Source organism: Fulvivirga aurantia, from assembly GCF_009711475.1.
GTDB lineage: Bacteria > Bacteroidota > Bacteroidia > Cytophagales > Cyclobacteriaceae > Fulvivirga > Fulvivirga aurantia.
The window spans coordinates 1-12276 of record NZ_SMMD01000867.1 but is presented as its reverse complement, the minus strand read 5'-3'; the positions used below and the strand labels follow the sequence as shown (position 1 = coordinate 12276).

Below are 12276 nucleotides of genomic sequence, written 5' to 3'. Positions count from 1 at the left end.
TTTAAGTTTTAAATTATTTACTTAGTTTTTGGTAAGGCTATTTAGCCCTAAGTTCATTTGATTGTTGACTTCACTTCACCACAAGTAAGCATAGCTTCACCGAAATACGGATTGCGAATCTCCTCTTCGGTGCTTAGCCAGTTGGCTCCTCTGTTACTATCTGCCATAGGGCAATACTGGACATACAGCGTTTTCTCTAATGGATTAAAAGCTCTGGTCAAGTCAATCATTCCTTCTGATATCTCTTGGAATGCTTTACGCATGGCCTCAATATCTTCCACATGCTGTATGTGCTGCAAGGCACTTTTCAAATCACTGCTATGCTTCATCCACGCATCATGTGAGTCCCCGGTAAATATTGACATATTTACTGCCTCCAGTTTTGCTTTCAACTCATTTGCCGCACGCTGAGCCTCAATCAAATTATCAGCCACCAGCGCATCCTTGAACTTCAGGTATTCCTCATAAAGAGGTTTTAGTGCATCCTTTGCTTTCCGGCTGATTGAAACAGGTTTCACTTCTGCTGTTTTCTCATCTGCGGAAGTTGAAGAAGAGGCCGACATCTCTATGCTCCCATGATCATGCCCCGACATAGATGGGCCACCTTCAGGGTTCATCATGCTGGGTTTGCCTGCCAGTTGAGCCGCTGCATCTATACTAAAAGTACCGCTCACAGCTATCTCCTCACCACGTTCAAGGCCGGACTCTACGATGTAGCTTTCACCCAGCCCAGGCCCCAGGCGTACCTCGCGCATCATAAAATGTACGCCTTTGTCGGTAGTAATTTTTACATATACCACCGAGCGTTTACCCGTCCACATCACGGCAGATTTTGGGATCACCAAGGCATTGCTTTTGTTCTCCAGTTGCGCATTAACCGTTCCGCTGGCAAACATCTCCGGTTTCAATTGATTGTTTTTGTTGGGCATTTCTACCCTGGCTTTTGCCACGCGGGTCTTTGGATCAATCACCGGATCCATAAAGCTGATCTTTCCTTCAAACTCCTCTCCGGGCAAAGACTGGATGGTGAATTTCACTTCATCACCTTTATTGACCCAGGGCATGTCCGACTCGTACACGTCAAACAGTACCCATACCCTTGACAGATTAGCGATTTCGTAGATTGGTTCTCCGCGTTGGATGTAATCCCCGACATTTACATTTTTATTCAGTACGTAGCCGGCAATGTCTGCGGTAATGGGAAACTCTTCCAGAGCCTGTCCCTTTTCCAGGATTTGGTTGACCTGCGCCTCACTCAGTTTCCAGTTTTTCAACTTCTCTTTAGCCGAGCGGAAAAGCTGAGGCTGGGTGTTTTTAATTTTTTGCGCTTCAAAAAGCTCCTCCTGGGCAGTGACCAATTCCGGTGAGTAGATGTAGGCAATCACCTGCCCTTTACGTACATATTCTCCGGTAAAATTGACCAGTAGCCGCTCTATCCTGCCCGGAATGTGACTTGACTGTGAAGAAACCAATCGTTCATCTTCCTGTACTTTTCCATTTAACCGCACCTGCTTGGCTGGTTCCATTTCTCCTACCTCCGCAGTACGCACACTGGCCAGTTGCATGGCTGTTGGCGACATAGATACCGCCATAGGGTCTATACCTTCGTCTTCTTCTGATGAAACCGGAATGAGATCCATTCCGCATATGGGGCAGTCTCCCGGTTCATTTTGCCTGATCTGCGGATGCATAGAACAAGTCCACACCTGATCTCCTGCTTCAGCTACGTGGGTATGTGTTTCATCTGACGCCTGGCTATCAGGTGAACCTCCGAAGATCAACCAGCCCAACAACAAGCCCAGAGCCAGGGTTGAAATAGCGATAATGACAATTTTATTATTGGTACTCATTTTAGTATTTTTTTGCGGTTAAATAATTGAGCCTTGCTACAGCCAATTCGTACTCCATTTCGGCTGTAGCCTGCATTTTTTCATATTTGAGCAACTGCTGCTGCATGCGCAACACTTCTTCAAATTCATTTCCTGAATTGCCATAAGCAGTAAAGAGCAGGTTTAGAGCCTGCTGTGTTTCTTCTACCTGCGAGGCGTATAATTGAAGTAGCTCCTGCTGCCGGGTGATTTCAAACCAGGCCATTTCATAATTAGAGGCAAGGGTATTGCTATAATCTTCCTTCTGTAACCGGTAGCTTTCCTGGTTGAGCTGGGCCTCTTTTATCGCAGCCTTGTATTTGCTTCTGAAAAGGGGAATGCTCACCGAAACCATGGGCATTAAAGCATTCTGACCATTGTCTGGCATACCCGCCTGTCCGGCCGGCAGATCCGTCCGTTCACCAACCAGCACATAGTCTACGCCCAATCCAATTTTAGGCAATCCTTGTTTTGTGGCAGCCTCTTCTGATGCTTCGCTGGCTTTAATTCTAAGCTCCAGTTCTTCCAATGCGGGGTTTTGTATCAGTAGCGAATCTCTCCGATGACCTTCTGCCAAAGTAGAGGTCACCAACGTATCAGCTACTTCCACCGCTTCTGTTTCGTCCCGGTTGAGCAGGTTGTTGAATGTTGCCAGCAGGGGCTTTTCTTTCTTAGTCAAAATTTCAAGGTTGGTCTGTGCATCCTTGAGCATGATATCTACCCTTAGCACATCTACCATCGGCCCCTGACCATTTTCAAACTTTTTATTGGCGATAGCTTTGTATGATTCCAGCAACGCAACATTCTCTTTCTCTATGGCGATCCAGCGGTTGAGCTCATACAGTGGATAATAAGCGGCTGCTATCTGGTAGAAGAGCTTATTTCGCGCATCCAAAAAGGCTTGATATTTAGCTTCTGCTATCAAAGTGGCAGCATCGCCCTGGGCTTTGAGGGTACCAAACCAAGGGAACATCTGCGATAACGAAAACCTGGCCTGTTGCGGCCCCACTCTCGTTTCTACCGGGGAAATGAAATAGCCAAAAGAGAAGTTAGGATCTGGCAATGCACTAACCTGTTCCACTTTCTGAATAGCTGCTTCAAAGTCCTTGTAGTTTGCTTGTAAGCCAGGATTCTGCTTTGCTGCTATCTCAAAATACTGCTCCAAGGTCTGGGTATATCCCACAGAACCAAAAAGCATCAGTATAGGTATAATCAGTAGTTTCTTCATGATTCCAATTTTTTGATTTTTCTTTCCTCTCTCCAACAGTAGAGCACAGGCACAATAAAGTAAGTGACGGCCGCCACTAGCATTCCACCAAAAGCCGGGATCGCCATGGGAATCATAATGTCTGAACCTCTACCTGTTGAGGTCAATATGGGCAGTAGTGCTATAACTGTAGTGGCTGAAGTCATTACGGCCGGCCTGATTCTACGCAAACCTGCCTCTATGACTGCCTCTCTAATTTCAGGAATCGTTTTGGTCCTGTTCCGATCAAAACTTTGATCCAGATAAGTACCCATTAACACCCCATCATCTGTGGCAATGCCAAATAAGGCAATAAAACCTACCCAAACCGCCACACTCAGATTAATCGGATGCATCCTAAATAAGTCCCTCATATTGGTGCCGAAAAGGCTGAAATTTGCGAACCAGTCCTGGCCATAGAGCCAAATCATAATGAAACCTCCGGCAAATGCCATGGCTATACCTGTAAACACCATGAGTGAGGTGCTTACAGAATTGAACTGGAAGTACAGAATCAGGAAAACGATCCCCAATACAAGTGGAACGATAATAGAAAGTCGTTTTTCGGCTCTTACCTGATTTTCGTAGCTGCCGGAAAACTTATAGCTGATTCCGGAAGGCACGTCTAACGCTCCGGCATCAATCTGATCTTGTATGGCTTTTTGTGCATCATTGACTACTTCTACTTCGGCATACCCATCTCTCTTGTCAAAAAGGACATAGCCCACAAGGAATGTTTCTTCACTTTTAATGGCCTGCGGGCCACGCTGATATTCAATATCCACAACCTGTCCGATGGGTATTTGCGCACCAGTGGGCGTAGGGATCAGGATTTTGCTCAGAGATTCGGGATCGTCTCGCAATTCGCGTGGATAACGGACACGAACTGGAAAGCGCTCCCGGCCTTCCACGGTGGAAGTAATTTTCATTCCTCCGATGGCTGTCTCAATGGTTTGCTGTACGTCTTCCACATTCAAGCCATACCGAGAGATCTCATCCCGGTTGATATTGAGGTGCAAATAAGGCTTGCCTACAATCCTATCGGCAAAAACGGCCTCTGCTTTTACTGAGGGAACTTCTTTTAAAATACCCTCCAGCTTCATCCCGAAGTTTTCAATGGTTTTCAGGTCAGGCCCGTACACTTTGATTCCCATAGGTGCTCGCATGCCGGTTTGCAACATCACCAGCCTGGTTTCAATGGGCTGCAATTTAGGGGCTGAAGTAACACCCGGTATTTTGGTCACCTTCACGATTTCTTCCCAAATATCATCGGGCGATTGAATATGAGGACGCCAGTTGCGGAAATATTGTCCATCCTCATCCGGGATAAGCTGAGCTTGTGAAACCCCAGCCTGCAAAGCCTGCTCATTGCTCAACGTATCTCCCGAATTCAGGATAAAACGTTCATCATTATCTACCCGGTAGCGCTGGCGAAAGCCTTTGGTATTAGCCATGTACTCCGATTTGTAGTTGATGATATTCTCATACATGGAAATCGGGGCGGGATCAAGAGCCGATTCAACGCGTCCGAGTTTCCCAACGGTAAGCTCCACCTCAGGAATGTTGGTCAACAGCATATCCAGCTGCCCCACCACTTTTTTATTGTATTCAATACCCGAATGCGGCATGGAAGTAGGCATGAGCAAGAAACTTCCTTCATCCAAAGAAGGCATAAACTCTTCACCAATTCCGGGAAAAGTATGTACCATCGTAGACCACACCGCTGTAGGGCGGATATTCCACCCTACCAGGTCAAAGCCTTTGGCTACAAAGCCGAATACCGAGTTGAAGCCCAGCCAAATATTAGCTCCCAACAGGATGAGCAAAGCGGGGATGATCAGAAACTTGACCTTATTGTGCAGGCACCAGGTCAGCACATGTTTATAGTATTTTTCTAAAAAGCTGAACCCTCCCAAAATAATAGCAACCAGCAGGGTCACAAAAAGGAAATTGACCCATACACTTTTCTGAGCCCCCAGTGGAAGCCAGTATTTGGCCAGTAACCAGGTAACGGCAATCACCGAAATAATTAGATTAAGATGTTCTGTGACCCAGTTTTGACGGGGACTGTATTTTCGGATAAACCAGATCAATCCAAAAGCGATCAAGACCAACCCCAGCAGCAGGCTCTTAAACAGGGCTACCGCCAAACCTATCAGTATCAATCCGGCATTGACGATGCGGGCCATTTTCTCACTTTTGATCCGTATGCCGAAAAACCAATGTGCCAATGCCGGAAGAATTAAAAGCGATACTAATAAAGCGGCTATCAGGGCAAAGGTCTTCGTAAATGCCAATGGTCTGAACAATTTTCCTTCGGCTGCCTGAAGTGTAAAGACCGGGATAAAGCTCACAATGGTGGTGGAAACAGCCGTTAGAATCGCAGTACCTACCTCAGCAGAGCCTTTATAAACAGTCTCAATCAACTTCTGACCGGGTGGGGCTTCATCAATATGTTTAATGACGTTTTCTGATAAGATCACCCCCAGGTCTACCATTGTACCTATGGCAATCGCAATTCCGGAAAGCGCAACGATATTGGCATCCACACCAAAATACCGCATAGCAATAAAGACCATGAGTACCGCAATCGGCAAAAGACTGGAAATCAGCAGGGAAGCTCTGAGGTTGAAAACCATTACAATTACAACCAGAATGGTGATTAGCACCTCCAGGGAAAGTGCTTCTTCCAGCGTACCCAGTGTTTCATAAATCAATTCCGAACGGTCATAAAAAGGTACAATGGTGAGCTGACTCACCGTACCATCTGCTAATGTTTTCTTGGGTAAGCCGGGTGCAATCTCGCTGATCTTAGCCTTTACATTATTGATTACTTGTAGCGGGTTGGAACCGTAACGTGCCACAACCACACCACCGACTACCTCTGCACCATCTTTGTCCAGCATGCCTCTGCGGGTTGCTGGCCCCAGCGTTACTACTGCCACATCTTTGATCCTGACAGGCACATTATCCTGCACGGCCACCACGGCTTTTTCTATATCCTCCAGGTTTTTAATGTAGCCCAGCCCACGCACCAGATACTCAGCCTGGTTGATCTCTATGGTTTTAGCTCCTACATCTTTATTGGATTTTTGCACCGCCTGCATCACCCGATGTAGTGGAATGTCATAGGCTTTCAGCGCATCCGGGTTCACATCAATCTGGTATTCCTTTACAAAGCCTCCAATAGAGGCCACTTCTGAAACTCCCTCAGTGGCGTTGAGACCATACTTGACGTAAAAACCCTGAACAGTACGTATCTCGTGCAAATCCCAACCGCCTGTTGGATTCCCCTCAGAGTCCCGGCCTTCCAATGTGTACCAATAGACCTGTCCCAAAGCGGTGGCATCTGGGCCGAGGGCAGGCTGTACTCCATCCGGTAGCAAACCTGAAGGAAGGGAGTTGAGCTTCTCCAGTATTCTGGAACGTGACCAGTAGAATTCAATGTCTTCATTGAAAATGATGAAGATGCTGGAAAAACCGAAGATGGAAGAACTCCTGATAGACTTCACTCCTGGAATACCCAGCAGATAAGTGGTGAGCGGATATGATATCTGGTCTTCAATATCCTGAGGTGACCGGCCCGGCCACTGCGTGAAAACGATCTGCTGGTTTTCACCGATATCTGGTATGGCATCCACAGGCACGGGATCAGAGGGCAAAGAGCCTAGCTGCCAGCCAAAAGGTGCGGTTACAATGCCCCAGGTAACGAAGCCAATTAAGATGAGAACCGTTACTAATTTGTTCTCAAGAAAGTATTTAATGATCTTGTTAAGCATAATGTGATTTTCTGAAAATGAACCAAAACAGTTCAGCAAACCCTTGAAATGAGGGTTTGGCGCAAAAGGATGAGCCTATTGCGACTTAGAAATCAAATTATGCGATTTAAAGCAGGAATGACTGAAACAATACCGGCCGGTCCTGTTTCAGCAAGGGAGGGGAATAGTGGGTGTAGGGTGTGGAATTATCCTGTACAAAAGGATCAATCCCAGCGTAAGTGTAAGCGAATGCGACAAGAAATTCAAAATTGACAGAACCCAAAGATGTTTTGCTGAAAACAGCATCATCTGATTCTACAGAAGTGTAATGATTGTCACAGCATTTGGATTTAGTGAGCTTTGTAGCTCCTTGTTCAGGTGAATTTACACAGTCCATTTCCATTTGCTCCATGCCACAATCCAAATCGGAATGTCCCAGCATTAAAGCAGTTTTGACCGCCATCCCCCCACACAGGTGTGTACCCATAGTCACTCCCGCGTTGCTGGAAAGCATGATGATCAAAAGGAATATGGACGTTGCTTTTCTCACTTATTGCAAATTAACGGAATAATCTGGGATTTGTTCAAATCTCTTATATCCCTGCAAATGTGAAGAATCATTTGATTGTATCGCTTACAAAATTTTGACTTTGTGTTATAAGATTTTGTTCCCTGTAAAATTACATATTTGAATTATTAAGGATAAAGAGGGATATGACTACCACCGTTGTTATCCACAAAAACACCTGACTCAGCATACTTTTATTTTTTGTCTTTTTACAATTCTCACAACTTTGATTGTTCTTTTTATTACCATACGCCTGGTAAAATGAAAACCCTAATGATAAAAAGGCCAGTGTGTATAAATAGGGCCTCATCGGGTGTAGCCACGAAAACCACGTAACCGTGCCCGAAAAACCGGCAATATCAACAACAATAGCCGGCCCCCAGCAACAAAAGAAGGGGGCTACCGCAGAAGTCAGACTTAGACCTAATAAAACACTTTTCTTCATAAATATTTTAAAATTATTAGATTTCGGTTATCCTAATATTCCATTTACTATTTAACTCATCATCCTCTTTATCTTCTACCCATCCTTTCAGCTTAATCCTTCCGGACTTAAGTTTTGCAAGTATGTCATCAGGAGTATCTGAGCTGATTTTGAATGTCTCTCCGTTTACGCTTATACTCCACTCATTATCCTTCTTCACCAATTCACCATTTAACGTTACTACTGCATTTCTAGCTGAAAATCCGTTATTCTTAACTTCTTTCTGAATTTTTTGTAAGGTCAAATCATTGTCAGCAGCTAGCTTAAGATATGCTTTGCCATCGTTTAGGCTTACTTTAACACTTTGCAAACCATCCATTTTCTTGAGCCCGCGTTCCAGGCCATAGGCGCAAGGCGCACAATCCATTCCAAATACTTCCTGATCTACTTTGACCAACTGAGCCATTGCAGTAGAGAAGCTGATAATGCTTAACACTACTATTATTCCTAACTTTTTCATATTTCTGTTTATTTAATGTTACAACCAATAACTTATATTCATTGAGAGTCTGTATCGCTCTTGAGGGCCTTGCACGACATCCTGATAGACTGGAAATAATGCCCCGAAGGATATTCCCCAGGCTCCATAAAGACCAAGAAATGAAGGTCCAATCATTACTTTTTTTCCTCTTTGATCAATAGGGGAAATTTGGCCTTCATTCATGCTTGCACCCGGAAACTCCGCTAGCGACTCTACAAATACCCTCCAGTCGGGTTTTGGATAGTCTCCCATGAAGATGTTGGGACGATAGCCTATGACCAAACTTGCGTAGGGTAAGTCTCCCAACTGATCATCTGCCTCTTCAAAGTAATACTGATAGCCGCCACCTACCCAGGCGTACCAGGTTCGGGAAGCATATCCGGTAGAGATCGCTCCATGAATGGAGTTGCTTACGTTGATGCCTCCCCTTGTATCCTCAGTAGGTGTAGAAACACTTAATATTGCTGTAGATTCAAATCTTTTCCCCACGCCAAATGCATTGGAAAAAAACCGATACCAGACCGAAGCTTCAATATCTCCATTGGCCGGCATGTTGCTGTTTCCCCTTGTCCTTGGCGAATCTGAAAGCCGGTTGATCATTGTCGGTGTGGTGATGTTTAACTGTAGGTCTTCTGTAACACCATAAGACCAAATATACCTGAGCATGAAAGACTGATCATCTTTAGTGGCCAGACTCATGGCAGCAGCATTAAAATCTACTCCTCCCTTGGCTAAGGTTGGCGTTTGTAGTCCGTAGAGTGGCCCATGTCCTTGAGCGTAGGTTTTTAAAAGTGCCATCATGGCAACTATTATAATTATTATCGTTTGTTTCATCTTTACTTTCTAAATCCCTAAAAATTGTTGAAGTGGAAGCAGCAAGTAAGCAGAGAATAAGCCAAGCACGTAAAGCCCAAAGGATATCCATAAAATAATTTTACTCCACCGGGCGGCAGTATCACAGGGTGTTTCATTACCGAATTCGTCTATTTCACATACCTGGTTGCTCTTTCGGCCGTAAAACAGCCAAAAGTTGAAACCGATCAAAATACCGGCTACCAGAAATGTCCACTCCTTATACTTGCTCAACCATATCAGTGCAGGAAAATCTGATACCAACCCAGCTACAACGGCCCCCATACCCACAGCTACGAGCAATGAAGGCAAGGCACAGCACAACAAGGTAGATACCGAAGTAAACAAGGATGCTATGCTTACGAAATCCTGCTTCAGAGATTTTAAGACTCTCATATTATGCCGCCATCTTAGCACAACTTTCCGCGCAAGCTTCACACTTTTCTGCACACTGCTTGCACACTTCACTGTCAAATTTGCCGCACTCTTCTGCACAAGCTTTACACAGATCGGCACAAATGGCGCAAATCCTGTTTGCATAATCCGACTGGGAAGCCAGCATTTGGATACAGGCGGTACAAAGGGCAATACAATCCAGACAAAGCTGATGGCATTTTTTCATATCGGGTTCACCCATATGCTGGTCCAGACAGATGCGCGCAGCGGTTATGCATTCGTTGCAATTGTCAATACATTGTAGAATTTTGTTGTTCAATGGTTTCATAACTTTGTTGGTATAAAAGCTTTCCCTGCAGGCACGGCTACAGAGAAAATTTTATGAATAAGCCGTGCCTTATTGTTTTATCCCTGGCCGATACCGGCTTTGATCAGTTCTTCTTTGGTTATACCCTGATCCTGGCAACAGTCCAGCAATTTGCCATTGACTGCTATGGCCGGCACTTTTTTTATCCCGTAAGATTCCAGTTGACTTAAGCAGGTTTTATCCTCACATTGCTTTACCAGATCATAGACTGTTATTTCACATTGATCACAGGCTAAGTCTTTTACCATACTGACCACCGGATCACAAACTGGGCAATTAGCCGTAAATATTTCTACTTGACGTTTCATATTTTCCTCCTTTTGAATTGTTCTGTAAAATGATTTGAGATTCTTTCCGGATAAGAACAATTCAAAGGTAAGCTGAGGGAGGGGGTGGTCGCCAAGAGGCGATGACTACAAAATTTGATTTATTTTTCTTGAGATAAGAAAAATGACGATGAAAAATGGAGATTTTACCGGATCATACTAAGTGGAAATCCGACACTTGCAATACAGAGACACGGCTTATGAGCCGCTTTTTTCATTTGCATTGCCTATTCGTTCCTTTAGCTCTGCTATTTCCTTCATTTTTTGAGTAAGGCTATCCAACTCCAGGTGGGGAAACTGCTGGCGGATAAATTCTATACGATCTTCATTACCGCAATTTCCTGGGCAGGCTTCAACGGTTTCTGAAATCTTAATGGCAAGAGCTTTCCGGTAAGCTTCATCCAATAATAAATAATGGGCTTTGTCCAACCCTTTTTGTGCTGCTTTGAACTGTAGTAAAATTTTTTCCGGATCTTTTCCTTCATCCAGCATTTTTATCAAGCCATCCACCTGGCCTTTGATGCTCTGCAAGCGTGTCTTTATATCTTTTGTTAGGTCTTTGGGTATCATATTTTTTCACATTTCATTAAAGCTACGTTTCTTCACGGGGTGGTGAACAACGAATTGATAATGTTTTTTTAATTTCACTTAAACCATAGACCCGATATCCGACCCCATAGAGGGATAGGAATAGACCATGTTCCTTATATCGGCAACTTTTAGTTTAGCCCGAATAGCCATCGCAAAAAGGTTGATCATTTCTTCCGCATGAGGGCCGATGATATGAGCGCCTAAAATGTGGCCATCTTTATCCGAAATCACTTTGTAGGCATAAGTGGATTCATTAATCCGTTTGGCATTATACCAGTTGGAGGCAGAAGCACTTTTCACCTGATGTTCTTTCCCTGACCCTTTCGCTTGCTCTTCAGTCATACCCACAGCAGCCAGTGTAGGTAAGGTGAATACTGCACTTGGCATTTCGGAGTAATCTGGTTTTTTGCTATTGCCCCGAATGATATTGGCCGCCACAGCATGACCTTCCATTACGGCTACAGGCGTGAGGTTTAGCCCATTGCTATCAGCTGCATCACCTGCTGCATAAACTGCAGGGTTACTCTCACTTTGGAGGTATTCATTCACTTCAATTCCCTTTTTACTGTAATTGACGTTGGCCTTTTCAAGATTCAATCCATCTAGTTCAGGAACTCTTCCAGCAGCATTTACCACAAGATTGGTCTTATATGTCTCTGTGCTATTCGGAGATTTGGTGATGACTTTGAATTGATCGTCATCTTCTTCAATGCCTATTACTTCGGTTTCAAGATGTAAATCAATACCTAATTCTTTGGTGGCCTTGACAAGATGTTCTACGATATCCTCATCAAAATTTTCCAATGGACGATCACCACGATGGAAGATAGTAATCTTACTGCCCGCCCGAACAGCCAGGTGGGCAAACTCCATCGCAATATAGCCGCCACCGATAAAAGTGATATGGTTAGGAAGCTTTTCCAGGTTTAGAAAATTGGTACTGTCAATCGGTAAATCTCCACCGGTAATACCAAGCCTCACTGGTCTGGCACCTGTGGCAATCACGATTTTACCACCTTCCAGTAGATCATTCCCAATGCGGACAATGTTTTCTGACTCGAAGCTGGCTGCTCCATGGTACATCTCCACACCTGTCTTTTCATATCCTTTCTCAACGCCTTTGGGCATTTTAGAAACAAAGTCGTTTTTATAAGCCATTAAGTCTTCCCAATTGATCGAAATATCCCCGGAGATACCTATTTCGCTCATTTTATCGGCTCGATCAATGATTTCAGCCGCTCCCACCAGAATTTTCTTAGGATCACAACCACGAAGGGCACAGGTACCCCCATAAGGTCGTGAGTCGGTGACAGCTGTTTTTAATCCTTTTTTAGCGCAT

12 protein-coding genes are annotated in these 12276 nt (G+C 44.5%); all 12 read right to left on the bottom strand.

The features are described 5' to 3' along the window. Nucleotides 1-53: 53 nt before the first annotated feature. Nucleotides 54-1850 (bottom strand): efflux RND transporter periplasmic adaptor subunit, encoded by a 1797-nt coding sequence (locus tag E1176_RS13700; RefSeq protein ID WP_155211198.1) that lies wholly within the window; start codon nt 1848-1850, stop codon nt 54-56. A 1-nt stretch (nt 1851) separates the two neighbouring features. Continuing rightward, complete coding sequence (locus tag E1176_RS13695) at nt 1852-3096, bottom strand: TolC family protein (protein ID WP_155211197.1); 1245 nt, start codon at nt 3094-3096, stop codon at nt 1852-1854. Further along, complete coding sequence (locus E1176_RS13690) at nt 3093-6893, bottom strand: efflux RND transporter permease subunit (RefSeq protein ID WP_155211196.1); 3801 nt, start codon at nt 6891-6893, stop codon at nt 3093-3095. Before E1176_RS13690 ends, E1176_RS13695 begins: the two co-directional genes overlap by 4 nt. 106 nt (nt 6894-6999) lie before the next feature. Further along, nucleotides 7000-7422, bottom strand: coding sequence for an HYC_CC_PP family protein (locus tag E1176_RS13685; RefSeq protein ID WP_425482583.1), 423 nt, complete (start codon nt 7420-7422; stop codon nt 7000-7002). Between the two features lie 130 nt (nt 7423-7552). Next, entirely contained in the window at nt 7553-7885 is a 333-nt protein-coding gene (locus E1176_RS21485) for a mercuric transporter MerT family protein (protein ID WP_155211194.1), read from the bottom strand. Nucleotides 7886-7901: 16 nt separating this feature from the next. Beyond that, nucleotides 7902-8384 (bottom strand): heavy-metal-associated domain-containing protein, encoded by a 483-nt coding sequence (locus tag E1176_RS13675; protein ID WP_155211193.1) that lies wholly within the window; start codon nt 8382-8384, stop codon nt 7902-7904. Between the two features lie 18 nt (nt 8385-8402). Next, complete coding sequence (locus E1176_RS13670; protein WP_246206058.1) at nt 8403-9239, bottom strand: hypothetical protein; 837 nt, start codon at nt 9237-9239, stop codon at nt 8403-8405. Nucleotides 9240-9248: 9 nt separating this feature from the next. Next, a complete protein-coding gene (locus tag E1176_RS13665) occupies nt 9249-9653 on the bottom strand; it encodes a hypothetical protein (protein WP_155211192.1) in 405 nt (134 codons plus the stop codon). A gap of 1 nt (nt 9654) precedes the next feature. Next, entirely contained in the window at nt 9655-9981 is a 327-nt protein-coding gene (locus tag E1176_RS21500; RefSeq protein ID WP_484494458.1) for a four-helix bundle copper-binding protein, read from the bottom strand. A 77-nt stretch (nt 9982-10058) separates the two neighbouring features. Next, nucleotides 10059-10328 carry a thioredoxin family protein gene (locus E1176_RS13660; protein ID WP_155211191.1) on the bottom strand — a complete coding sequence of 90 codons (270 nt, stop codon included), beginning with the start codon at nt 10326-10328 and terminating at the stop codon, nt 10059-10061. Between the two features lie 216 nt (nt 10329-10544). Then, entirely contained in the window at nt 10545-10916 is a 372-nt protein-coding gene (locus tag E1176_RS13655; RefSeq protein ID WP_155173575.1) for a metal-sensitive transcriptional regulator, read from the bottom strand. A gap of 78 nt (nt 10917-10994) precedes the next feature. After that, a partial coding sequence (locus E1176_RS13650; protein WP_155211190.1) for a dihydrolipoyl dehydrogenase family protein occupies nt 10995-12276 on the bottom strand: 1282 nt, incomplete at its 5' end.